Annotated in this window: 21 protein-coding genes and 1 pseudogene; 9 read left to right on the forward strand and 13 right to left on the reverse strand. The window is 70.2% G+C overall.

What is annotated here, in order from left to right:
* Positions 1-4: 4 nt before the first annotated feature.
* A pseudogene (locus FHR33_RS35770) lies at positions 5-646 on the reverse strand (ABC transporter ATP-binding protein); the annotation flags it as partial.
* An 87-nt stretch (positions 647-733) separates the two neighbouring features.
* On the opposite strand from FHR33_RS35770, the gene FHR33_RS52925 reads away from it, so the two are divergent.
* Genes FHR33_RS52925 through FHR33_RS35785 form a run of 3 tightly spaced genes read left to right on the forward strand, consistent with a single transcriptional unit; the run spans position 734 to position 2,936 of the window.
* Positions 734-1,822 (forward strand): sensor histidine kinase, encoded by a 1,089-nt coding sequence (locus FHR33_RS52925; RefSeq protein WP_221241382.1) that lies wholly within the window; start codon positions 734-736, stop codon positions 1,820-1,822.
* Positions 1,819-2,451: a response regulator gene (locus FHR33_RS35780; RefSeq protein WP_183657446.1), complete on the forward strand. Its 633-nt coding sequence runs from the start codon at positions 1,819-1,821 to the stop codon at positions 2,449-2,451. The genes FHR33_RS52925 and FHR33_RS35780 overlap by 4 nt, the downstream gene beginning before the upstream one ends.
* Positions 2,448-2,936, forward strand: coding sequence for a ribonuclease FAU-1 family protein (locus FHR33_RS35785; protein ID WP_183657450.1), 489 nt, complete (start codon positions 2,448-2,450; stop codon positions 2,934-2,936). Before FHR33_RS35780 ends, FHR33_RS35785 begins: the two co-directional genes overlap by 4 nt.
* A 66-nt stretch (positions 2,937-3,002) precedes the next feature.
* On the opposite strand, the gene FHR33_RS35790 is transcribed toward FHR33_RS35785, so the two are convergent.
* Positions 3,003-4,175 (reverse strand): hypothetical protein, encoded by a 1,173-nt coding sequence (locus FHR33_RS35790; RefSeq protein WP_183657453.1) that lies wholly within the window; start codon positions 4,173-4,175, stop codon positions 3,003-3,005.
* 161 nt (positions 4,176-4,336) lie between these two features.
* Positions 4,337-5,593, reverse strand: coding sequence for a glucarate dehydratase family protein (locus FHR33_RS35795; protein WP_183657456.1), 1,257 nt, complete (start codon positions 5,591-5,593; stop codon positions 4,337-4,339).
* A 113-nt stretch (positions 5,594-5,706) separates the two neighbouring features.
* On the opposite strand from FHR33_RS35795, the gene FHR33_RS35800 reads away from it, so the two are divergent.
* Positions 5,707-7,134 carry an aldehyde dehydrogenase (NADP(+)) gene (locus tag FHR33_RS35800; protein ID WP_183657459.1) on the forward strand — a complete coding sequence of 476 codons (1,428 nt, stop codon included), beginning with the start codon at positions 5,707-5,709 and terminating at the stop codon, positions 7,132-7,134.
* A gap of 127 nt (positions 7,135-7,261) precedes the next feature.
* Here the strand turns inward: FHR33_RS35800 and FHR33_RS35805 are convergent, their stop codons facing one another.
* From FHR33_RS35805 to FHR33_RS35825, 5 genes are read right to left on the reverse strand one after another with little or no spacing between them, the layout of a single operon-like run.
* On the reverse strand, positions 7,262-8,164 hold the full coding sequence (locus tag FHR33_RS35805) for a 5-dehydro-4-deoxyglucarate dehydratase (protein WP_183657462.1): 903 nt from the start codon (positions 8,162-8,164) through the stop codon (positions 7,262-7,264).
* A gap of 30 nt (positions 8,165-8,194) precedes the next feature.
* On the reverse strand, positions 8,195-8,941 hold the full coding sequence (locus FHR33_RS35810; protein ID WP_246452288.1) for an IclR family transcriptional regulator: 747 nt from the start codon (positions 8,939-8,941) through the stop codon (positions 8,195-8,197).
* Positions 8,942-8,993: 52 nt separating this feature from the next.
* Positions 8,994-9,854, reverse strand: coding sequence for a carbohydrate ABC transporter permease (locus FHR33_RS35815; protein WP_183657466.1), 861 nt, complete (start codon positions 9,852-9,854; stop codon positions 8,994-8,996).
* Complete coding sequence (locus FHR33_RS50875) at positions 9,851-10,777, reverse strand: carbohydrate ABC transporter permease (RefSeq protein ID WP_312895869.1); 927 nt, start codon at positions 10,775-10,777, stop codon at positions 9,851-9,853. The genes FHR33_RS35815 and FHR33_RS50875 overlap by 4 nt, the downstream gene beginning before the upstream one ends.
* The gene (locus tag FHR33_RS35825) at positions 10,774-12,081 is read right to left on the reverse strand and encodes an ABC transporter substrate-binding protein (RefSeq protein ID WP_183657468.1); all 1,308 of its coding nucleotides are present in this window, start codon (positions 12,079-12,081) and stop codon (positions 10,774-10,776) included. Before FHR33_RS35825 ends, FHR33_RS50875 begins: the two co-directional genes overlap by 4 nt.
* A gap of 136 nt (positions 12,082-12,217) precedes the next feature.
* Between FHR33_RS35825 and FHR33_RS35830 the strand changes: the two genes are divergently transcribed.
* A complete protein-coding gene (locus FHR33_RS35830; RefSeq protein WP_183657470.1) occupies positions 12,218-13,012 on the forward strand; it encodes an NAD-dependent epimerase/dehydratase family protein in 795 nt (264 codons plus the stop codon).
* A 53-nt stretch (positions 13,013-13,065) separates the two neighbouring features.
* Here FHR33_RS35830 and FHR33_RS35835 read toward each other — a convergent pair whose 3' ends face one another.
* The 5 genes from FHR33_RS35835 to FHR33_RS35855 form a co-directional block, all read right to left on the reverse strand.
* Positions 13,066-14,442, reverse strand: a complete 1,377-nt coding sequence (locus FHR33_RS35835) for a pectate lyase family protein (RefSeq protein WP_221241383.1) — start codon at positions 14,440-14,442, stop codon at positions 13,066-13,068.
* 79 nt (positions 14,443-14,521) lie between these two features.
* On the reverse strand, positions 14,522-16,420 hold the full coding sequence (locus FHR33_RS52930) for a DUF6807 family protein (RefSeq protein ID WP_221241384.1): 1,899 nt from the start codon (positions 16,418-16,420) through the stop codon (positions 14,522-14,524).
* Positions 16,408-17,460: a mandelate racemase/muconate lactonizing enzyme family protein gene (locus FHR33_RS35845; protein WP_183657474.1), complete on the reverse strand. Its 1,053-nt coding sequence runs from the start codon at positions 17,458-17,460 to the stop codon at positions 16,408-16,410. The genes FHR33_RS52930 and FHR33_RS35845 overlap by 13 nt, the downstream gene beginning before the upstream one ends.
* The gene (locus tag FHR33_RS35850; protein WP_183657477.1) at positions 17,457-18,332 is read right to left on the reverse strand and encodes a 5-dehydro-4-deoxyglucarate dehydratase; all 876 of its coding nucleotides are present in this window, start codon (positions 18,330-18,332) and stop codon (positions 17,457-17,459) included. Before FHR33_RS35850 ends, FHR33_RS35845 begins: the two co-directional genes overlap by 4 nt.
* A gap of 1 nt (position 18,333) precedes the next feature.
* A complete protein-coding gene (locus FHR33_RS35855; RefSeq protein ID WP_183657480.1) occupies positions 18,334-19,227 on the reverse strand; it encodes an NAD-dependent epimerase/dehydratase family protein in 894 nt (297 codons plus the stop codon).
* 237 nt (positions 19,228-19,464) lie between these two features.
* On the opposite strand from FHR33_RS35855, the gene FHR33_RS35860 reads away from it, so the two are divergent.
* The 4 genes from FHR33_RS35860 to FHR33_RS35875 all read left to right on the forward strand — a co-directional run bounded on the left by FHR33_RS35860 (position 19,465) and on the right by FHR33_RS35875 (position 23,552).
* Positions 19,465-20,460 (forward strand): LacI family DNA-binding transcriptional regulator, encoded by a 996-nt coding sequence (locus tag FHR33_RS35860; protein ID WP_183657482.1) that lies wholly within the window; start codon positions 19,465-19,467, stop codon positions 20,458-20,460.
* Positions 20,457-21,413 (forward strand): aldose epimerase family protein, encoded by a 957-nt coding sequence (locus FHR33_RS35865; protein WP_183657484.1) that lies wholly within the window; start codon positions 20,457-20,459, stop codon positions 21,411-21,413. Before FHR33_RS35860 ends, FHR33_RS35865 begins: the two co-directional genes overlap by 4 nt.
* Before the next feature lie 290 nt (positions 21,414-21,703).
* Entirely contained in the window at positions 21,704-22,705 is a 1,002-nt protein-coding gene (locus FHR33_RS35870) for a carbohydrate ABC transporter permease (RefSeq protein WP_183657485.1), read from the forward strand.
* Between the two features lie 76 nt (positions 22,706-22,781).
* A complete protein-coding gene (locus FHR33_RS35875) occupies positions 22,782-23,552 on the forward strand; it encodes a carbohydrate ABC transporter permease (RefSeq protein ID WP_246453378.1) in 771 nt (256 codons plus the stop codon).

The raw sequence follows: 23,552 nt of genomic DNA on the forward strand, positions 1-23,552 counted from the left end.
CGGTGAGGTCCTTCACCGAGGTCTCGACGATCAGCCGGCCTCTGCCGACGATGACGATCCTGTCGGCGGTCAGCGCCATCTCGCTCATCAGGTGGCTGGACAGCAGGACGGTCCTGCCCTCGGCGGCCAGCGACCGCATCAGGTCGCGGATCCACCGCACGCCGTCGGGGTCGAGCCCGTTGACGGGCTCGTCGAACAGCAGCACGCCGGGGTCGCCCAGCAGCGCGGCGGCGATGCCGAGACGCTGCTTCATGCCGAGGGAGAAGCCGCCCGCCTTCTTGCGCGCCACCCCGGCCAGCCCGACCTGCTCGAGCACCTCGGCGACGCGCACGGGGTCGATGCCGTTGCTGCGAGCCATCCAGAGCAGGTGGTTGTAGGCCGAGCGGGTGGGATGAAGGGCGTTGGCGTCGAGGAGCGCGCCCACCTCGTGCAGGGGCCTGCCGAGCGTCGCGTAGCGGCGGCCGTTCACCAGCGCCTCGCCCGAGGTCGGGGTGTCGAGGCCGAGGATCAGCCGCATCGTGGTGGACTTGCCCGCGCCGTTCGGGCCGAGGAAGCCGGTGACGTGACCCGGCTGCACGGTGAACGACAGGTCGTCCACGGCGCGGGCCCTCCCGTAGCGTTTGGTCAGCTGTTTCACTTCGATCACCCCTTCACGGTCGGGGAAGGCGGGCGCCCCGCACATCGGACCCCGGTATGACGTGGACTGTCGGCGCCGCCGGATAGCGTTCGGGTCGTGGACTTCACCAGGCGGCTCACCCGCGGCCAGCTCATCGGCCTCGACTGCCTGGCCGGATGGGCCATCGCCATGGTCGGCCTGACCTCCGCGGCCACCGCGCAGGCGCCGGTCTGGGCCAAGCTCGCCCTCGCCTTCGGCCTGGGCCCCCCGCTGGCGGTGCGCAGGCTGTGGCCGGTGAGCGTCTTCGGCCTCGTCCTGGCGGTGTCGATGGTCGCGAGCGTCTCCGGCGTGGTGAGCATGGCCTACCTGTCGCCCACCTACGCGCTCTACGTCGTGGCGCTGGAGCGGCCCGGCAGGGTGCCCACCAACATGGTCGCGATCGCGACCGTGGTCATGGCGGTGTCGCTGGCCGTGGCGGGAGCGCCGGCCGGCTGGGCGCGCGGCGTCGGCGACGTCCTGCTCGGGCTGGCCGCCATGGGCGGGGCGTGGACGGTCGGGCGGGCCGTCCGCGAGAGAAGGCTCTACGCGGCGCGCGCCGTCGAGCGGCTGGTCACCGAGGAGCGGCTGCGCATCGCCCGCGAGCTGCACGACGTCGTCGCGCACAGCATGGGGCTCATCGCGGTCAAGGCGGGCGTGGCCAACCACGTGATGCGCAGCAGGCCGGAGGAGGCGCACGACGCGCTGAAGGTGATCGAGAGCGCCAGCCGCGACGCGCTGACCGAGATGCGCCACCTGCTCGGCGTGCTGCGCACCGAGCCGCCCGACCTGCGTCCCGTGCCCGAGCTGGCGGAGCTGGCCGAGCGGACCAGGCTGGCGGGGGTGGCGGTCGAGCTGAGGGCCACCGGGGTGGACGACCTGCCCGAGGGCGTACGGCTGGCGGTGCACAGGATCGTGCAGGAGGCGCTCACGAACGTCGTCAAGCACGCCGCCCCCGCCCCCTGCAGGGTGACGGTGAAGGCCGACGGCGGGCAGGCGTTCGTCGAGGTGGTCGACGAAGGGCCTGGGCGGCGCACGCTGCCCGCCATGGTGGAAGGTCACGGGGTGATCGGGATGAGGGAGAGGGTCATGATGTACGGCGGCACGTTCTCGGCGGGGCCGGGCCCGTCGGGGGGCTTCAGGGTGGCGGCGACCCTGCCCTATCCATGATCCGCGTCCTCATCGCCGACGACCAGGTGCTACTGCGCGGCAGCTTCAGGGTGCTGGTCGACAGCGAGCCCGATCTGAGCGTGGTCGGCGAGGCGGGCACCGGCGCGCGGGCGGTGGAGCTCGCGCTCGCCACGCGCCCCGACGTGGTGCTGATGGACGTCAGGATGCCGGAGATGGACGGCATCGAGGCCACGCGCAGGATCGGCGACGTGGCCAGGGTCCTGATCGTGACCATGTTCGACCTCGACGCCTACGTCTACTCGGCGCTGCGGGCGGGCGCGTCGGGGTTCCTGCTCAAGGACACCCCTCCCGCCGACCTGCTGGCGGCGATCAGGCTCGTGGCCAGAGGGGAGGCGCTGCTCGCGCCCACGGTCACGCGCAGGCTGATCGAGGAGTTCGCGCGGCCTGCCGTACGGGGGTTGGAGGGCATCACCGACAGGGAGCGCGAGGTCCTCACGTTGATCGCGCGCGGCCTGTCGAACACCGAGATCACCGAGCGCCTGCACCTCAGCATGGCGACGGTCAAGACGCACATCGGCCGCCTGCTGACCAAGCTCGACGCCCGCGACAGGGCCCAGCTGGTGATCGCGGCGTACGAGAGCGGGCTCGTTGTACGGTCGGGGGCATGAAGGTCATTTTCCGGAAATATGGCGGTTCCCTCCACTGGCACCACCCCGCCAGACTGCTGGGCGAGGACGCGCACGGCGTGTGGGTGGGTTGCGAGGCGGGCACGACGGGCGCCAAGGGCGACGGGCCGCCGGTGGTGTGGGAGCGCGCGTTCGTGATGCTCTTCCCGCGCGACGAGTGGTGGGTGGCGCTGTTCAACGACGAGGGCCACAAGATCGACGTCTACGTCGACGTCACCACCGTGCCCGAGTGGCGGGACGGGGAGGTCACGATGGTCGACCTCGACCTCGACGTGGTGCGCACGAAGGAGGGGCGGGTCTTCGTCGACGACGAGGACGAGTTCGCCGAGCACCAGGTGCTGCTGGGCTATCCGCCCGAGGTGATCGCCCAGGCCGAGGCGGCGACGCGCGGGCTGGTCAAAGCGGTGACCGACCGCGTGCCGCCCTTCGACGGCACCCATCTGCCGTATCTCTCCCAGGTCCGCTGACACGCCGCCGTGACCTCGCCCCGAAGGGCTCTCAAGGGCGCGGCCTTCGGGGAAGTCGTCGGGATCTCAGGACCGGACGGCGCGCAACGCCCTGGCCAGCGTGTCCAGGCGGGCCGGTGAGGCGAGGCCGACGTGGTAGAGGTGCAGCTCGTCGGCTCCCGCCTTCGCGTAGGCGGTGAACGACTCGGCGAGCTGGGCCTCGTCGGCGGGCTTGGGCGGCAGGAACAGCACGTAGGCCCCCAGGCGCCCGCCTGGGGAGGAGAGCGCGGACAGCCTCGTGAGGTTCGAGGCGGCCTCCTCCTGGGTGCCCCAGCACATGCCCACCAGCCCGTCGAGCGAGGGGTCGGCGTCGGGCAGGGTGGCGAAGGGGCCGGCCGCCCACGGGTCGGGGCTGGCGTGCGTCCTGATCGGCAGGCCGGGGGACAGCGCCCTGGCGGCCGCGACCAGCCTCGCGCGCAGCGAGCTCGCCAGCCTGCCCCGATGCTCCCGCACGGCCCCTGCAGGCTCCCCGAGCGCCTCCTCCACCGAGCCGGCCTCCACAGGCCCCCGCCCCGCTCCCGGGCCCGGGGCCCCGATGGTGTCGGCGGGGCCGTCGACGGCGGTGCGGACTCTCGCGCGCAGCTCGTCGGCGTCGGGGTAGCCGGGCAGGCAGGCCGTACAGAAGCAGAGAGAGAGCAGGGCCGAGTGGACGGAGGTCCAGTCGGCGCCGCCCGTCTTCTCGTGGACGCTCTGGTGAGCGAACCCCATCGGCCCGCACGCCTCCAGGATCAGCCCGTCGGGCGCGCCCACCGAGACGATCTCCCTGACCAGCCGCTCGCAGTACTCGGCGACGTCCTCGTGGGAGGGGCACAGAGCGTACGGGTAGGCGTCGCCGAAGGCGTTGCGGACCACCACGTCGGGGTGGGCGGCGCCGAGGTGGCTGCTGTGGGTGAGGATCGTCCAGGCGTGGACGGGCAGGCCGACGGCGCGCAGGGCGTCGCGCGCCTGCAGGAACGCGTCGGGGGAGGTCCAGGTGGGGTTCGGGGGGACGAGCCTGCCCCATGCCGACGGCCGTACGGGCAGGTAGAAGGCGGAGTAGGGCACGTCGAGCACGCGGTGCGCGGGGTGGAGGGGGGTGGCGGCGCGGGTGGAGTGGTAGGAGGCGGCCAGCGCGACCGCGTCCACCCCGAGCGCGGCGATCCTGCCGGGCGCGGCCGGGTCGCCGACGACGTCCCAGGGGTAGACGTAAGCGATGTTCATGGAGGCCGATTCTCCAGGGATCGTGGGGCGCGCTCTCGACGAGCGACCCGCGGCGGACGGTGGGCGCCTCCGGTGGGGGAAGGCCGATCTCCGTGGAGCCGGTTCCGGAGCGGGGCGGAGGCGACTCCGGGGGTGCCACGGCGGGACGGCACCCCCTGGAGTCACCAGCGTGGCCGGGTGTTGGTGAAGGAGGGGTTGAACCTGCGCATGTACGAGGTGTCGTCACGCGCCGTGAACCCGCACGTGAGGTACTGCTCGTGCATCACCGCCAGCGCGTCGCGGTCCAGTTCGACGCCGAGCCCCGGTCCCTTCGGCACCGGCACCGCGCCGTCCACGAAGCGCAGCGCGCCGGGCGCGACCACGTCCTGACCGTCCTGCCAGGGGGTGTGGGTGTCGCAGGCGGTGGCGACGTTCGGCACGGCGGCGGCCAGGTGGGTCATGGCGGCCAGGCTGATGCCGAGGTGGGAGTTGGAGTGCATCGACAGCGAGATCCCGAACGTCTCGCACAACCGCGCCAGCTGCACCGAGCGCTCCAGCCCGCCCCAGTAGTGGTGGTCGGACAGCAGCACCCCGATCGCCCCCTGCCTGATGGCGGGCGGCAGGTGCTCGAAGGTCACCACGCACATGTTTGTGGCCAGCGGCATCGGCGCCCGAGCCGCGACCGCCGCCATGTCCTCGATGCCCGCCGTGGGGTCCTCGAGGTACTCCAGCGTTCCCTCCAGCGCCCGCGCCACCTCGAGCGAGGTCTCGACCGACCAGACGGCGTTGGGGTCCAGGCGCAGCGGGTGCGAGGGGAAGGCCTCGCGCAGCGCCAGGATGGCGTCGACCTCCTGCGAGGGTTCGAAGACACCGCCCTTGAGCTTGATGGAGCGGAAGCCGTACTCCTCGATGAGCAGGCGGGCCTGCGCCACGATCCCTTCGGGATCGAGCGCCGCGCCGAACCTGTCGTCGGCCTCGCCCGGGTGCCCCGCCCACTTGTAGAACAGATAGGCGCTGTACGGCACGGCCTCGCGCACCGCGCCGCCGAGCAGGTCGCTGACGGGACGGCCGAGCGCCTTGCCGCGGATGTCCAGGCAGGCCACCTCGAACGGGGAGTAGACCCGGTCGACGCTCTTCTCCTTGGTGGCCGCGCCCGTCAGGCCGTGCAGGTCGGACACCACGTCGCCGACCAGGGCCGCGACGCGGGAGTAGATCTCGTTCTGCGCGTGGACGTCGAGCCCGATCAGCGCCTTCGCCGCCGTGCGCACCTTCTCCAGGTGGGCCAGGTCGCCGTAGGTCTCGCCGAGCCCGGACAGGCCCTCGTCGGTGACGACCTCGACGATGGTGCGCAGCGCCCACGGTTCGTGGACTCCGGCGGCATTGAGCAGGGGAGGGTCGCGGAACGCGACGGGGGTGACAGTGATCTCTCTAATGTTCATATATGTGAACGACCGCCAGAATTGTGGACGACTGTCGGTAACTGTAAGAATCGGGCGCAGTGAGTGTCAATAGCAGGCTAAAGTGAAGTGTGATATTGCACAGGGGTGAAGCGATGATCCACGCATACGACCCGCGCACCGGCGAGAGCTTCGGCGAGCCGATCGCCGAGAGCACCGACGCGGAGGTCGACGCGGCCGTCGAGGCGGCCCACGCGGCGGCTCCCGCCTGGCGTGCGGCAGCCAGGCCCGAGGTGCTGGAGGCGATCGCCTCCGCGCTGGAGGCCAACGTCGAGGAGCTCTGGACGGTCGCCGACAGGGAGACCGCGCTCGGCGAGACCAGGCTGCGCGGCGAGGTGGCCCGCGCGGCCAGCCAGTTCAGGCTGTTCGCCGAGGTCCTCAGGGACGGCGGCCACCTGGAGGCGGTCATCTCCCGCCAGGCGGACGTGCGCCGCATGAACCATCCGCTGCCCGGCGTCGTAGGCGTCTTCTCGGCCTCGAACTTCCCCTTCGCCTTCTCCGTCGCGGGCGGCGACACCGCGTCGGCGCTGGCGGCCGGCTGTCCTGTCGTCGTCAAGGCGCACCCGGCCCACCCGCTGACCTCCGAGCTGTCGGCCGGCGTGATCAGGTCCGCGCTGCCCGACCCCGCGCTGCTCGGCCTGGTCCACGGGCTCGCCGCAGGCAAGCGCCTGGTGCAGCATCCCGACGTGGTCGCGGTGGGTTTCACCGGGTCGATCCCCGGTGGCAAGGCGATCCAGGCGCTCATCGACGAGCGTCCTGAGCCGATCCCGTTCTTCGGTGAGCTGGGCAGCGTGAACCCGGTCGTCGTGCTGCCCTCGGCGGCGCGCGAAGGGCTCGCCTCCGGCTTCGCCGCCTCGCTCACGCTCGGCACGGGCCAGTTCTGCACCAACCCCGGGCTGGTGTTCGTGCCGGACGACGCCGACCTGGTGGCCTCACTGGGTACGGCGGTGGCCGGCAGCAGCGGTTCGGCCATGCTCAGCGAGCGGATCAGGCAGGGCTACCTCGACGGCGTCGAGCGCCTGGCCAAGCTCACCCTGCTGGCCGAGGGCGCGCAGGGCGAGGCGGCGTGGGCCGTCGCGCCGCGCGTCTTCACGATCGACCTCGCGGCCTTCGCCGAGGGGCTGCCCGCGATCGCCGAGGAGTGCTTCGGGCCCTCGTCGATCGTGGTGACCTACGGGGACGCCGCAGAGCTCCCCTCGGTGCTGGAGCGCCTGGAGGGCTCGCTCACGGCCACCGTCCACGCCACCGACGTCGACGAGGCGCGTCCCGTCGCCGAGGCGCTGGCGCGCAGGGCGGGCCGGCTGATCTGGAACGGCTGGCCGACGGGGGTCGCGGTGTGCTGGGCGATGCACCACGGCGGACCGTGGCCGGCCAGCACGGCCCCCGCGCACACCTCGGTGGGCGCGATGGCGATCAGGCGCTGGGTGCGGCCGACGGCCTACCAGGGCTGGCCGTCGGAGCTGCTGCCGCCGGAACTGCGCGACGACAACCCCCTGGGCGTGCCGCAGCGCGTCGACGGCTGAACCGGCCGACAGAGCCGGCCGACAGAGCCGGCCGGCAGAACCGGCGACACGGACGAAGGGGCCCGCGCGGGAGAGCCACCAGGCCCTCCCGCGCGGGCCCCGCTGGTCCGGTGGGCCGGATCGCCGGCTACCCGGCCAGCTCCAGGCCTGTGGCGATGATGCGTTCCAACGCGGCCACGTGCTCGGGCGTCGCGTCCACCAGCGGGGCGCGCACGCTGCCCGCGTCGAGCCCGCGCAGCCGTACGCCCGCCTTCACCAGCGACACCGCGTAACCCGGCACGAGGTCGCGCAGCTCGACCAGCGGCAGGTAGAACGAGGTCAGCAGCCGCTGGACCAGCACCTCGTCCCCGCCCGTCACCGCCTTGTAGAAGGCGAGCGCGATCTCGGGGGCGAAGGCGAACACCGCGCTGGAGTACAGGGGCACGCCGAGTCCCCTGTAGGCGGGGACCGTCAGCTCGGCCGTGGGCAGGCCGTTGAAGAAGGTGAAGTCGCGATCGGTCGCCTCCCGTACGCGCAGGATGATCCGCTGGAGCAGGTCGAAGTCGCCGAGGCCGTCCTTGAAGCCGATGACGCTGGGCAGTTCGGTCAGCGCGACGGCGGCCGTCGGGGTGAACCTGGCCGTGCCCCGCTGGTAGACGATGATCGGCAGGTCGGTGACGGCGGCGACCTGCCGTACGTAGTCGACCAGGCCCGTCGCGGGGGCTGTCACCAGGTAGGGCGGCATCAGCAGCAGGCCGTCGGCGCCGGCCTCGGCGGCGGCCCTCGCGCACGACTGCGCGAACGGGAGCGACCCGCCCGCGCCCGACAGGACTGGCGCATGACCGGAGGCGGCTGCGACCGAGGTGGAGACCACGGTGGCGTACTCGTCCAGGCTCAGAGCGTTGAACTCACCGGTGCCGCAGGCGGCGAACACCCCTCCGGCCCCCGCGGCGACCCCCTTGGCGACATGCGCGGCCAACGCCTGGCCGTTCACGGACCCGTCAGTATCGAAGGGGGTCACCGGGAAGAAGAGAACACCATCAAGACGCATTTTTCCTCCAGAAATGCGCCGGATGATGATTTATCGGATGCCCTCCCGGCGCAGAGTGGCAGCGAACTTGCGGGTATGCCTGATGACGGCCTCGGCGATCCGCTCGATCTCTTCCTGAGGCAGCCCCGCGGGCATCGAGCAGCTGATGGCGTCGGTGGCGGGGATGCGGTAGTCCACGGCCACGGCCACGCAGGCGACGCCGGGGGTGCCCTGCTCGCGCTCGAGCGCGTAGCCTCGGGCGCGCACCTGGTCCAGCTCGTCGGTGAACTTGGTCAGGTCGGTGATCGACTGCTCGGTGAGCGCGGGCAGCGGATCCGGCAGCAGCGCCGCCACCTCGTCGTCGGTCAGCTGCGCCAGCAGCGCCTGGCCGAGCGCCGTGACACTGGCAGGAAGTCTGCGGCCCACCCTGGAGATCGCGTGCCTGTCGCGGGACTCCCTCGTCGCCAGGTAGAGCACGTGCCCGTCGTCGCGGCGGGCGAAGTGCACCGTGTGCCCGATCTCCTCGCGCAGGTCCTCCAGCGCGTCGTGCGCCAGCGGCAGCGCCGGGTCCTTGTCGAGGTAGGCGGTGCCCGTCAGCAGCGCGTGCGGCCCGATCCCGTAGGCCGAACTGCCCGTGTCGGCCTCGATCCACTTCAGCTCGACCAGCGTGCGCATCAGCGCGTGCAGGCTGCTGCGGGGGAAGCCGGTGCGCTTCTGAAGCTCCGACAGCGTCAGGCGTTCCGGTGAGGCGGCCAACGCCTCGAGGATCCGGACCGTCCGCTCCGCTGACTTGACCATCGAGGGCTCCATGGGTGCCAGAATAATGGATGCCATCCATATACATGGACATCTAACCCTTGATAGCGCCGCTGGTGAGACCCCGCATGAACTGCCGCTGGAAGGCCAGGAAGGCGATCACCGACGGCAGCAGCGCCAGGAGCGAGGCGGCCAGCAGGATGCCGATGCCCACCTCCTCGTCCGAACGCAGCGAGCGCAGCGCGATGGGAAGTGTCCAGTGGCTCGACTCGTTGGCCACGATCAACGGCAGAAGGTACTGGTCCCAGATCATGGTGAATCCGAAGACACCGATCACGCCGAGCGCGGGCTTGCACAGCGGCAGGATGATCGTGAAGAAGGTGCGCAGCTCGCCCGCGCCGTCGATGCGCGCCGCCTCCTCCAGCTCGACCGGCACCTCCTTCATGAACTCGGTCATGACGAGGATGGAGAAGCCCCACGCGCCGACCGGCAGGATCATGCCCGCGTAGCTGTTGATCAGATTGGCGTGGATGAGCGGCATGTCGGCGAGCACCAGGGAGAGCGGGATCGCGATGATCTCCTCGGGCAGCATCATCGTGGCCAGCATGATCAGCATGACGAACGTCATGCCCCTGAACTTCTTGCGGGCCAGCGAGTAGGCGGCGAAGACGCTCACGATCATCTGCAGCGCCAGACCGAACCCGACGACCACGAAGGAGTTGAACAGGTAGAGGTAGACGTTCTTGTCGGCGGCCTGGGTGAAGTTCTCCAGGGTGAACTCGTCGGGCCACAGCGAGAAGCTGGTCGGGTCGAGCGTCTTGCTGAACGCGCTGACCAGCAGCCCGACCAGCGGTCCCGTGAAGACCAGCACCATCACCGAATAGACGAGAACCTTCCCCGTCGTCGCCAGCGGACCCTTCTTCGCCTCCAGGCCGAGCGCGCTGTCGAATCTCATGACGCCTGCCTTCTGCGCATCAGCTGGACCGAGACCGTGAGCACGAGCGTGGCGACGAACAGCACGATGCCGCCCGCCGCCGCGATGCCCAGCTCGCTCCGCTGGAAGCCGAGCTTGTAGATGAGGGTCATGAGCACCTCGGACGAGCCGTTGGGCCCTCCGTTGGTGAGCACGTAGACCTCGACGAACACCCGAAGGCCCCTGATGGCCGCCAGCGTGAACAGGATCCAGAAGACCGGCCGCAGCGCGGGCAGCGTGATGTGCCGCAGCCTGGACCAGGTGCTCGCCCCGTCCACCGCCGCCGCCTCGTACAGGGTCCTGTCGATCCCGACCAGCCCCGCCAGGAAGATCATCATGTCGTACGGCGTGCCGCGCCAGATGCTCATCCCCATGATCGACCAGAGCGAGGTGTCCTCGCTGGCCAGGAAGGGCTGGGGCTCGATCGCCACCCAGCCGAGGATGGAGTTGAGCAGGCCGGTGTCGCCGGGGTGGTACATGATCCGCCACACCTCGGCCACCGCCGCCATGGTCGTGACCACGGGCAGGAAGGCGGCCGTCCTGACGAACCACAGGTAGCGGGCGGGGCCCTCGATCAGCAGGGCGAGCGCGAGGCCGAGAACGAGCGAGCCGACCGTCGTGCCCACCGCCAGCAGCACGCTGTGCCAGACGGCGCTGACGAACGCGTCGTCCGACATGATCGTGGCGTAGTTGTCCAGCCCCACCCACTCGTCGCCGAGGAACGGCTGGACCTTGAAGAAGCTCATCCTCAGGCCCTCGAACATGGGGATGAACTTGAAGTACAGGAAGAGGATCAGCGCGGGGGCCAGGAAGAGCCACGCGACGGCGGTGCCGCGCCACCGCCCCCTGCCGGGGCGGCGACGCGGTTCCGTCCGCTGAGACGGCCGCTCGAGGGTGGTGGTCACGATGCCTTCTGCGCCTGCAGTTCCGCGGTCAGCTTGGTGGCCAGGCCGTCCATGCCCGCCTTGACGTCGGCGCCGCAGTCGGCCCACACGGCGTTGATGGCGTCGGCCGTGGTCTGCCTGATGGGCGCCCAGTTCGGCACGGGCGAGCTGTAGACGGCGTCGGCGTAGGCCTCCTGGAAGACCTTCCACCGCGCGTCCGACCGCTCGGCCGCCATGTCCACGCCCTTGTGGACGGGCAGGCGCACGATCGCGCCCGGCGCGTCCTTGTTCATACCGATCCGCTGGCCCTCGGGGGAGACGGCGAACTCGGCGAACTTCTGCTGACCCTCCTCGTTGGCCGATCCGGCCATGAGGTAGACGTTCTCGCCCTCGCCGAGGGTGCCCGGACCGCCGGAGGGGCCCTTGGGCACCTTGACGACCTCGATCTTGTCGGTGCCGATGCTCTTGACGAACCTGGCCAGCACGTAGGGCCCGACCAGGTAGATGCCGCCCTGGCCCTTCTCGAAGACCTCGTGGGTGACGGTCGTGTCGTTGCTGACCGCGCCGGGGTTGACGGTCTTGGCGACGCAGAACTGGTCCTGCAGCCACTTGACCGCCTCGACGGTCTTGGGGTCGGAGACCGCGGGGGTGAACTTGCCGCCGCCCGCGTCGGTGAGGAAGTTGCCGCCGTTGGCGTAGATCAGCGAGGAGGCGTACCAGGACGCGTAGCCGCGCTTGGTGCCCGCAGGGGCGACGAAGCCGAAGGTGTCCTTCTGCCCGTTGCCGTCGGGGTCGTCCTCGGTGAAGGCCTTGGCCAGCTTGCCGAGATCGTCCCAGGTCTGCGGGGGCTCCAGGCCGACCTTCTCCCTCCAGTCCTTCCTGATGATCAGGGCGAAGGCCTGGGCGGAGAACGGCGCCGCGTAGTGCTTGCCGTCGCCGGCCGCCGCTGCCTGCCATGCGCGGTCGGCCAGCTGGTCGCCGCCCTTGAGCTTGGCCTTGTCGACCGGGCGCAGCCAGCCCTGCGACTGCATGTTGCCCAGCTGCGCGGTGTCGTTGATGACGATGTCAGGCAGGTTCTTCTGCGCCGCCTGCTGCTGCAGTTTGGTCTCGAAGTCGTCGAAGAGCGCGACGACCTTGGTCTTCACTCCGCTGGCCTTGGTGAAGGCGTCGGCCAGCTTCACGGCGGTCTTGGCCGAGTCGGAGTCGGGAGCCTGCCGGATCCAGATCTCCAGGGCGTCGTCGCCCGAACCCCCACCGGAGCCGCAGCCGGCCAGGGTGACGGCGAGCGCCGTGACAATCGCGGCCCCGAGCAGATGACGTGGCATCAGACCGCCTCCTGTTCACATATGTGGACATGTTTCGCGGATGTGTTTCGCGTTCATGTGAACGTAACGAGTGGCCTGGATCACGTCAATATTCCATGGATGTGAATTCACGTCATATGCGTGTACAACAGTCCCCATGCGAATCCTTGTCACCGGCGCCGCCGGCAAAGTCGGCACCCTGCTCCGCCCGCGGCTCGCCAGGGAGGGACGGATCGTCCGCCTGTCCGACGTGGTCCCGCTGGAGGCGGGCCCCGGCGAGGAGGTCGTGGTCGCCGACCTCGCCGACGCCGACGCCGTGGCCGCCGCCATGAAGGGCGTCGACGCCGTGATCCACCTGGGCGGGCAGAGCCGGGAGCACCCCTGGGCCGACATCGTGCGGGCCAACATGGACGGCACGTACGTGCTCATGGAGGCCGCCCGCCAGGAGGGTGTCGGCCACGTCGTCCTCATGGGCAGCCATCACGCGGCGGGCTTCCACACCCGCCCCGCCGACGGCTCGGAGCTGCCCGACTACGCCTTCCCCAGGCCCGACACCCTGTACGGCGTGAGCAAGGTCGTGATGGAGGCGCTGGGCAGCCTGTACCACGACAGGTTCGGCATGAACGTGACGGTGGTCAGGCTCGGCACCTGCAACGAGGGCTCGGCCGACACCAGGGGCCTGTCCACCTGGATCTCACCCGACGACTGCGCCCGCCTGATGGAGGCGGCGCTGACGGCGACCGGCTACCACGTGGTGTGGGGGGTGTCGGACAACACCCGGCGCTGGTGGTCGCTGGAGGAGGCCAAGGCGATCGGCTACGAGTCGCTGGACGACTCGGAGGCGCACGCGGGGCCGATCCTCGCCGAGCAGGGCGAGCCCGATCTGACCGAGCCGCTGCACCATCGGGCCGGCGGGGTGTTCACCCTGAACGAGCTCGGCGGCCGGTGGTGACGGCGAGGGGCCGGTGATCGCGACGATCACCGGCCCTTCGGCTTCAGCCGCCGTCAGCCCGGCGCGGGCAGATCCAGCGCGGCGGGGCCGGCGTGCTCCAGCACCGTGCGCTTGACCAGGTTGGCGTTGACCAGCGGGCGGTAGGCGTAGACCTCGGCGGGGGCCCAGCCCACGTCAGTGGTGAACTCCAGCGCGGTCCACGCGGGCGGGGCGCTCCCCGCCGCGGCGGCCTTGGCCAGCTCGGCCGCCTTGGCCGCCTCGAACTTGCGCCTGGCCACGGCGACCACGTCGACGGGGCGGCCGTTGAACCAGGAACGCCTGTCGAAGAACCGGTGCGCGTTCCAGTTCTGGACCACGATGTCCTGCGGCCCGTCGTACTCGAAGGCGTTGTGCTCGGAGTAGACCCTGGACTCGATGCCCAGGCCGAGGTAGTGGCTCGGACCGCCGAGGTCGTTGCTGACCAGGGGCTGCTCTCCGGTCATCGAGCCCCTGTAGTAGTTGTTGAAGACGTGCACGGCGCCGTAGCGGACGCGTGGCGAGCGCTGCGAGACGCCGTCGAAGAGGTTGCCGTAGTAGGTGACGCGCAGCTTGCCGCGATCCCTGTCGCCTCTGCCGTCGCCGGAGCCGACCAGCATGTTCTTGTCGTGGTTGACGAAGCGGTTGTAGGAGACGGTGATGAGGTCGGAGCCGTCCTCGATGTCGAGCAGGCCGTCGTGGCGGTTGACCGGCTTGCCGTTGGGGCCGGTAGGAGCGTCCCTGTCGAGGCGCTGCCCATCGGTGAAGGCGCAGTGGTCGATCCAGATCCTGGAGCCCGTGACGATCCCGAACGCCTTGAAGCGGGCGTTCCACGAGCCGCTCTCCCCGTCACCGGGGTCCCAGCTGGTGAAGTGATCGATGGGCGACTCCAGCTCGAGGCCGCGCACGATGATGTTCGAGCCGGTGTTGACCGAGAGGAAGACGCCCTCGAGGCGGGCGTCGGCGCCGATGCCGAGCAGCGTGGTGTCGCTCGGCACGGTGAGCTGGATCTGCCGCTTCTGGTTGTTCGAGCCGGTCTGCCTGAGCCTGCGCATCTGGCCGCACCACGCGTGGGCCTGGTCGCTCCACACCTTGCCGCCGACGAAGCATGCCAGGTACTTGCCGAGGTCGTAGCCCGGCGCGTAGTCCTGCTCGCCGAGCAGGACGCCGTCGTCGGTCTGGTTGCCGTAGATCGTCCCGCGTACGTGGATCGTCTTGGGCCCGCCGGTGGCCAGGGCGTCCTTGAGCTCCTTGCGGGTGGTGACGACGTGGACAGGGCCGCCCGCGCCGCCGGTGGCGTGCTCGCCCCACCCGATGGGGCGGTCCGGATCGGGCAGCGGCGGGACGGCGTGCGCGGGTGGCGCCACGGCCAGCGCGCAGGCGAGTGCGGTGATCAGAGTGAGGGTGCGGCGCACGGTACTCCTTGAGAGGTCGGTGAGCCCGTACGGCTCTGGCGTCGCGGTGCCGTACGGGGGAAGGAGGAGGGTCAGCCGCTCACGCGACCCCGCCCGCCAGCTCTGCGGCGGCCGCCCTGTCGAGCCGACCGTCCGCCACGACGGTGACCACGCGCCTGCTCAGCGTGTGCGCGACCTCAAGAGGTCGCTCCCATGCCAGCGCGGGGCCCACGCCGGGATACTCCGACACCCTGACGAACCACGGGTCGGGAGGGCCGCACTGAACGAAGACCAGGCTCCACGCGTCGGACGCCATGGCCAGCCACCGCGTCACGCTTCCGTGGACGTCGCTCTCGCCCTCGCCCTCGGCGGTGAACACCTCCAGGCGCGTGGAGGCCGCAGGCGCCCGCCAGAAGAACCCGCCGTATCCCGCGCCCGGCCTTCCCTTGCACGCCGAGCTCCTGATCTCCAACGGCTCGGCCACCGTGAGCGTGAAGGAGAAGTCCAGCGCCCACGCCTGCCCATGGGGGCGCGCCAGCACGGTTCTCTGCTCGCGCGCGACGGCCGCGCCGTCGGGCCCGAGCCAGGTCAGCGCCTCCCTGAACCCCTGCTCGAGCTCCTCGAAGACGTCGTGCCGCTGGTGGCCGTGGTCGTCGAGCCAGGTGGGCCCGCTGCCCTCGACGAAGGTCCTTCCGCCCCAGAAGTTCACGCCGCCGACGTCCGCGACGGCCAGGCTGACACCGAGGTGGTGGACGTGGTCGGCGGGGCGGAACTCGCTCACCTCCACGCCCCCGAGCGTCCGCACCGGATGCAGGTAGGGCCGGGGGGAGTCGGTGACGGGCAGCGCGGGCCTCCAGACGTACGAGGCCACGGGGGTCGTGCCGGCCCGCAGCTCCCGCCTGCCCGCCCACGGCGCGCCCAGCTCGGAGAACAGGGCCAGCCGCTCGGCGCTCAGGTCGGTCAGCTCCCTGACGCCTTCGACCTCGCGGCGGCCTGGGTGGATCCTCTGGTGCTCCTCCGCGATCGGCAGCGGGTCGGGCGCGAGCCGCACCGCCTCGAGGAACTCCATGAACGCCCCCGTCCTGGCCAGCGGAGCCAGGAGCTCGGCGCCGGTCGTGACGTGCTCGACCAGGTTCTCCAGCAGGTCCGCGCGCGGGTGGACGGCGCCGTCGAGCTCGTCGGTGGTGTAGACGAGCCGGGCCGTGCCGCCGGTGCCGTGCACGACCAGGTAGGGCTCGGTGCGCCCGGTGGCGCACAGCGTCACCGCCACCGTGATCACCCGGCCGTCGGCGAGCCTGATCCTGGCGGCTGAGGTGTCGTCCGCCTCGATCGGGTTGGCGTGGAAGAGCTCGAGCTCCACCGAGGCGACGGAGCCGAGCTCCTCGGCCCCCGCGGCCGCCAGCGCGGTGGCGGTCGCATGGGCGAAGGGGTTGGTGAGCGCGCCGTCCACCACGTCCTGGCCGTTCAGGCGGCGACGGCCGGACCACGGCGAGCGGGTGAAGTAGTCGGAGGGGCGCTCCCACGCCCCCGCCACCCCGATGCCGTGGATGTCGCCGAGCTCGCCGGAGGCGATGAGCTCGCGCAGCGCGGGCACGGCCGAGGAGCCGAGGCTCTGGAAGCCGACCTGGCAGCCGAGCCCGCTCTCCCGCTGGGCCGAGACGATCCGTTCGAAATCGGCGAGCGAGGCGGCGGGAGGCTTCTCCAGCAGGACGTGCGAGCCGGCCCGCAGGGCGGTGACGGCGAGGTCCGCGTGGGTGTTGATGGGCGTGCACAGGATCGTGATCTCGGCGCCCGTGCCCTTGACCAGCGCGGCGAGGTCGCCGGGGCCCGCCTGCTCCGGAGCGCCCAGACCGTGCAGCGTGGCGGCCTCCACGGGACGCACGTCGCAGATCCCCGCCAGCTCGACCAGGCCGCGCGCCGTGAGCCTGCGCAGGTTGTCCAGGTGCGAGCGGCCGTGGCCGTACGCGCCCGCGAGCACCACCCTCGTCACGCCGCCCATGTCAGCCCCAGCCCGGGGCGCCCTGCCGACCGCAGCGCGGCGCCCTCGATCACCACGGGGTACGGCTCGGCGAGCAGGCCGAGGTCGGCCAGCGACGCGTCCTCGACCAGCTCCACCATCGCGGGATGGTGCAACGTGAGGGCCAGCTGCCCCGACAGCTCCGTGAGCAGGTGCGGATGGACGGGGACGCCGAAGGTGCGGGCCAGCTCCGCGATCCGCAGGAACGGGGTGATTCCGCCGACCCTGACCACGTTGGGCTGGACCACGTCGCACGCGCCCGCGGTCAGCAGGTCGCGGAAGCCGTAGGTGGTGTAGACGTTCTCGCCCACCGCCACGGGGACATCGATGCGGCGGCGCAGCTCCACGTGGGCGGCGAGGTCGTCGGCCTGCAGCGGCTCCTCGATCCAGTGCAGGTCGTACGGCTCGAGCGCGGCGATCGCGCGCCTGGCCCTGTGCAGGTCCCAGCGCTGGTTGGCGTCGATCATCAGGAGCGTGCCAGGACCGACGATCTCGCGCACCGTCGCGACCCGCTCGACGTCCTCCGCCAGGTCGGGCCTGCCCACCTTGACCTTGACGGCGGGCAGGCCCGCCGCCGCCCAGCGCTTGGCCTGCCCGGCCAGCTCGTCGAGCGAGTAGTGCAGGTTGACGCCGCTGCCGTAGACGGGAACGCTCTCGCGGCGCGGTCCGAGCACGTTCACGAGAGAGTCCTGCCCGCAGCGCAGGTCCCAGAGCGCCAGGTCGATCCCCGCCAGAGCGATCGTGGTGATCCCTCCTGCCCCCGCCTCTCTCAGGTGCCGCCACAGCCGGTCCCAGACCAACTCGGGGTGGGCGGGCAGTCCGATCAGCGCCTCGCGGACGTCATGGTCGAGCAGGGCCCGCACGGCGTGCGCGCCGATCTGCGGCGTCCAGGAGAACCCGGTGCCCTTGCGCCCGTCGGCCAGCGTGATCTTGCAGACGATCACATGGTTGTGCCGCACGTCCTCGCCCCACGGACGGCGCAGCGGCACCGACCTGAGCGTGGTCCTCAGGTCGGTGATCATGCCGATACCAGCCTGAGGCCGGTGCCGATCAGCTCGTCGAGCTCGCGCACGTGCTGGGGGGTGAGGTCGGTCAGCGGCGCCCTGACCGGGCCGACGTCCAGGCCCCGCAGCCGAAGCCCCGCCTTGACCAGGGAGACCGCGTAGCCGGGAACCCTGCTGCGCAGCTCGACCAGCGGCGCGTAGAACTCCTCCAGCAGCCGGTCGTGGCCGTTGAAGTAGGCGACGGCGATCTCGGGGGCGAAGGCGAACACCGCCGAGGAGTAGAGCTCGATGCCGAGAGCGCGGTAGGCGGGCATGGTCAGCTCGGCGGTCGGCAGGCCGTTGAAGAAGGTGAAGCCGGGGCCGATCTCCCTGCGCACCGCCAGCACGGTGCGCTGCAGCCTGTCGACGTCGCCCAGGCCGTCCTTGAGCCCGATCACGCCGGGGACGCGGGCCAGCTCCACCACCGTCTCGGGGTCGAGCACCACCGAGCCGCGCTGGTAGATGATCACCGGCAGCTCGGCGGCCACCGCGCGCACGTAGGCGGTGAACCCCGCTCCGGTGCCCTGAGCCAGGTAGGGCGGCATGAGGAGCAGTCCGTCCGCGCCGGCCGCGCGCGCGGCGCGCGCCTGCTCCAGCGCCGCGCCGAGCGGCCCGCCCGCCCCTGCCAGCACCGGCACCCTGCCCTGGACGGTGTCGGTCGCCACCGCTACGGCACGGGCGTGCTCGTCCTGCGACAGGGCGGAGAACTCTCCCGTGCCGCAGGCCACGAAGACAGCGCCGGGGTCGTTGGCCAGGCCCTTGCCGATGTGCTCGGCGAGCACGTCCTCCGCCAGCGCGCCTTCGGCGTCGAAAGGCGTCACGGGGAAGAACAGGACGCCGCTGAGATCCATGTCAGATGCTCCCTTGAGAGAGTTCGGTGCGCCAGCTGCGCTTGGCCTGCCAGCCGAGGAGTCGTTCGGCCTTGGCGGAGGAGAAGGCGGGGGCGCAGCCGGTGAGAGCGGAGGCGAACTCCGCAGTGGAGGGGATGACCTTCGGCAGCAGCTCGGCCAGCGGCTCGCGGGCGAGGGCGTCCGCTGCGCCGGCGAAGAACACCTCGCCGTTGGGCAGGTCGGGCAGCCGGTCGAGGAGGGTGATCACCAGGTCGGCCGCGTCCCGCGCGTCGATGTAGTTGAACAGCGAGACGCCGGCGATGTCGGGCCTGTCCAGCCGCTCGGCCACGGTGTGGCCCGACTGGGTGGGTGCGCCTTCCCACTCCTCGGGGGCGATCACGAAACAGGGCCTGACGGCGGCCAGGCGCGTGGCGGCCGTGCGGGCGAAGGAGCGCATGGTCTCCTCGGCCACCAGTTTGGAGAGGCTGTAGGCGTTCCACGGCCTGGCCGGATGGGCCTCGTCGATGGGCAGGTAGTCGGGCGCCCAGCCGTTCGGCGAACCGTACCCGATGACGGTCGGGCTGCTGGCCACGATCACCTTGCCCACGCCGAGGGCCACCGCGGCGTCGCACACGTTGAAGGCCAGCTGCGTGTTGGTGCGGAAGGTCACCACGTCGCTCCGGCTGAACGGGGTGGCGATCGCGGCCAGGTGGACGACGGCGTCCGGGCGGAAGCGCGCGATCACCTCGTACGCCTCGCCCAGATCCGTCAGGTCGGCGGGTAGCTCGGCGGCGGCGTCGGCGGGGGTGCCCTGCGCCCTGTCCACGCCGATCACCTCGTGGCCTGCGGCGGCCAACGCGGACACGACGCTGCGCCCGAGGCGCCCCGCGCTCCCGGTGACAAGAGTTCTGCTCACGGGTTGTCTTTCCCTTCTGGCAGCCCCGAGCGCGCTCAGGACTGCAACCAGTTGCATGAAACACTGTCGGTGCCAGCCGGAAACGTCAAGAGCGCAATTTGATGCAGCCCGTTGACCTGGGTTCTTCGATGCCATTCGGGTCCCCGCCCGGCCGCAACCGGTCGCAGGATCGGAGGTATCTGGCCTGGTGAGGGTGCAACCGCTTGCGTTAGGGTGCGGCCGAGGGCTGGAGGCGTCATGGCGGTGACGATCAGGGATGTGGCGCGGGCGTCGGGGGTGCATGTCTCGACGGTGTCGCGGACGTTCTCGGCTCCGCATCTGGTGAACGCGGAGACGCGTACGCGGGTGTTGGCGGTGGCTGAGGGGTTGGGGTATCGGCCTAATCGTGCGGCGCGGGCGTTGACGACGGGGCGGACGCATAATTTGGGGTTGATTGTGGCGGATATCGCGAATCCGTTTTTTCCGCCGTTGATCAAGGCTGCTCAGGCTCAGGCGCGGGAGCGGGATTATCACGTGTTCGTGGCGGACACCGATGAGGATCCGTTGTTGGAGCAGGAGTTGATCGAGACGTTGTGCAAGCAGGTGGATGGGGTGTTGTTGTGTAGTCCGCGGTTGTCGAATCGGGTGATCGAGCGGTTGCGGGCGCAGGTGCCTTTTGTGGTGGTGAATCGTCGGTTGAAGGGTTTGACGACGGTGTTGATGGATGTGGGGCAGGGTGCGGGGGTGGCGGTGGAGCATGTGGCGGGGTTGGGTCATCGCAGGATGGCGCTGCTGACGGGGCCGGCGGGGTCGTGGACCAGCGGAGAGATACGCCAGGCGGCCACCGACAGGACCGCCGAGCTGGGCGTGGAACTGACGGTGATCGGGCCGAACGAGCCGACCGAGCACGGCGGACTGGCCGCCGCCCAGGCGGTGGCGGCCTCGGGTGTGACGGCGGTGCTGTGCTACAACGACCTGGTCGCGCTGGGCCTGATCGAGGGGTTGAGGGAGCGCGGGGTGGACGTCCCCGGTGACGTGAGCGTCATCGGCGTGGACGACAGCCTGCCAGGCAGGCTGAGCAGGCCGAAGCTGACCACGATCACGATGCCCACCGCCGCCGCGGGCCGCATGGCCGTCGACCTGCTGCTCGCCACCATCGCGGGCCCCGCCGCCGGCGCGCCTCCGCGCACCACCGTCAGGCTGGAGACCGGCCTGCTGATCAGAGAATCGACTCAGAGAGTGAGTTCATCGTGATATTTGGGACCACGCCCGCGGGCGACACCGTGGACCGGCACGTCCTGTCGAACGGCAGGATGCGCGCGGCGGTCCTGACCCTCGGCGCGATCGTCCAGTCGATCGAGCTGCCCGACGGCGGCGACGTCGTCCTCGGCCTGCCCACCGTGGCCGACTACCTCGAGCGCAGCCGTTACTTCGGCGCCGTGGTCGGCAGGTACGGCAACCGCATCGCCAACGGCCGCTTCACCCTCGACGGTGTCACGTACCAGCTGCCGCTCAACAACAACGGCCACAGCCTCCACGGCGGGGAGCGCGGCTTCGACAAGCGCCTCTGGCACGCCGACCCTGACGGCGAGCGGGCCGTCAGGCTGACCTACGTCAGCAAGGACGGCGAGGAGGGCTACCCGGGCACGCTCACCACCTCGGTCACCTACACGCTCACCGACGAGGACGAACTGCGCATCGACTACCACGCGACCACGGACGCGCCCACGGTGCTCAACCTGACCAACCACTCCTACTTCACCCTCGGCCGCCCCGCCGACGTGCGCGGGCACATCGTCACGATCGAGGCCGACCACTACCTCGACGTCGACGAGGGCAAGATCCCCCTCCCCGGCCCTCCCGCGCCCGTGCAGGGCACGCCGTACGACTTCACCGTCCCGACGCGCGTGGGCGACAGGCTGGACGGCTGCTACGACCACTGCTACGTCCTGCGGCCGGGAGGCGTGGTGCGCGTGGAGGAGCCGGTCAGCGGCAGGGCGATGGAGGTGACGACCACCGAACCTGGCGTGCAGTTCTACACCGGCCACATGCTGGACGGCGTCGCGACGCCGTACGACAGGTTCGCGGGTCTCTGCCTGGAGACGCAGCGCTTCCCCGACGCGCCCAACCGTCCCGACTTCCCCTCCGCGGTGCTGAGGCCGGGCGAGGAGCACCGCTCGACCACGGCCTACCGCTTCACCTGGTGAGCTAGCCCCGCTCGACCTCGGGAACCGTGACGCGCCCGACTCTCGCGTCACGGTTCCCTCCGTGCTGCTTCCACTGCAACCGCTTGTAGCAACCGGGTCATATTTTCAAGATTGTTGGACCGCCGACATCTGACGGAAACGCGCTGACCTGCCTCGATCGTCGTAGCGATATATCGGTAACAGTGGGGTAACGCCTGCAAAGGGTTGACGTAACTTTCCTCGGCGCTATAGGAAAGCGCCATCCATTCACGTCACATCGGGAGGTCCCGTGATGACGACTGAGTCAAAAAATGTCCGGGCTCGATCCATGCAGGGGCCCCGCCGTGGTTGATTCGCTGTCGTTGAAGTCCGCGGTCGCGACCGAGCCCCACGCTCCCAAGGGCAGGCGCAGGCGTACCGGCGTCAACCGCTCCCGTCGCGAGGCGCTGACGGCCTACGTCTTCCTGGCGCCGTGGTTCGTGGGCCTGTTCCTGATCACCATCGGTCCCATCGCCGCGTCGCTCTACCTGTCCTTCACCGACTACAGCCTCCTCGACGAGGCGAAATGGGTCGGGCTGGACAACTACACGACGATGTTCGAGCAGGACCCCAGGTTCTGGACGTCGCTGAAGGTGACCACGATCTACGTGGTCGTCTCGGTGCCCCTCCAGCTGGGCTTCGCCCTCGGGCTGGCGCTGCTGCTGGACCGCGGACTGCGGGGCCTGTCGTTCTACCGCTCGATCTACTACCTGCCCTCGCTGCTGGGCGGCAGCGTCGCGATCGCGATCCTGTGGCGGAAGATCTTCGGCGCCGACGGCCTGGTGAACTCGGTGCTCGGCCTCTTCGGCATCCAGGGCACCAGCTACGTCAACAACCCCGACACCGCACTGGGCACGCTGATCCTCCTGCACGTCTGGACGTTCGGCGCCCCGATGGTCATCTTCCTGGCCGGTCTGCGGCAGATCCCGCGCAGCTACTACGAGGCCGCGGCCGTGGACGGCGCGACCACGCTCAGGCAGTTCAAGACGATCACCCTGCCGTTGCTGACGCCGATCATCTTCTTCAACCTCGTGCTCGAGGTGATCAAGTCGTTCCAGTCGTTCACGCAGTCGTTCATCGTGAGCAACGGCTCGGGTGGTCCCAACGACTCGACGCTCTTCTACACGCTCTACCTCTACGTCAACGGGTTCAAGGAGTACGAGATGGGCTACGCCTCGGCGCTGGCCTGGGTGCTCGTCCTCATCATCGCCGGTCTGACCGGGGTCAACTTCCTCGCGTCCAAGTATTGGGTCTTCTATGGCGACAGCAAGTAGGCGGCTGCCGGTCCTCTACCGGCGCCGCGTCACCAGGGGTGCCAAGCACCTGCTGCTCATCGGCTTCGGCCTGATCATGCTCTACCCGCTGCTGTGGATGATCTCCAGCGCGCTCAAGCCGGAGGAGCTGATCTTCAGGGAGCCCGGACTGATCCCGAGCGAGATCACCCTCGAGAACTTCATCGAGGGCTGGACGGCGCTGGCCCACCCGTTCGGCTACTACATGTGGAACTCGGCCATCGTCACAGGGCTGTCGATCGTCGGCAACCTGGCCGCCTGCTCGATGGCCGCCTACGCCTTCGCCAGGCTGAACTTCCCGATGAAGAAGTTCTGGTTCGCGATCATGCTGGGCTCGATCATGCTGCCCCTGCACGTGGTGATCGTCCCGCAGTACATCATGTTCTCCAAGCTCGACATGATCAACACGGTGTGGCCGCTGATCCTGCCGAAGTTCCTGGCCCACGACTCCTTTTTCATCTTCCTGATGGTCCAGTTCATCAGGACGCTGCCGCGCGAGCTCGACGAGGCGGCCTCGATCGACGGAGCCGGATACTGGCGCACGTTCTTCCGCGTCATCCTGCCGCTCTGCACCCCCGCGCTCGCCACCACGGCGATCTTCACCTTCATCTGGACGTGGAACGACTTCCTGAGCCAGCTGCTCTATCTCAACAACCCCGACAACTTCACCGTTCCCGTGGCGCTGCGCACCTTCCTGGACTCCAGCGGTGAGTCGTCATGGGGGCCGATGTTCGCCATGTCGATCATCGCGCTCGGCCCGATCTTCGGCTTCTTCCTGGCCGGCCAGAAGTACCTGATCCGTGGTGTGGCCACCACGGGTCTCAAGTAG

Source organism: Nonomuraea dietziae, assembly GCF_014195505.1.
In the GTDB taxonomy this organism is placed as follows: domain Bacteria; phylum Actinomycetota; class Actinomycetes; order Streptosporangiales; family Streptosporangiaceae; genus Nonomuraea; species Nonomuraea roseola.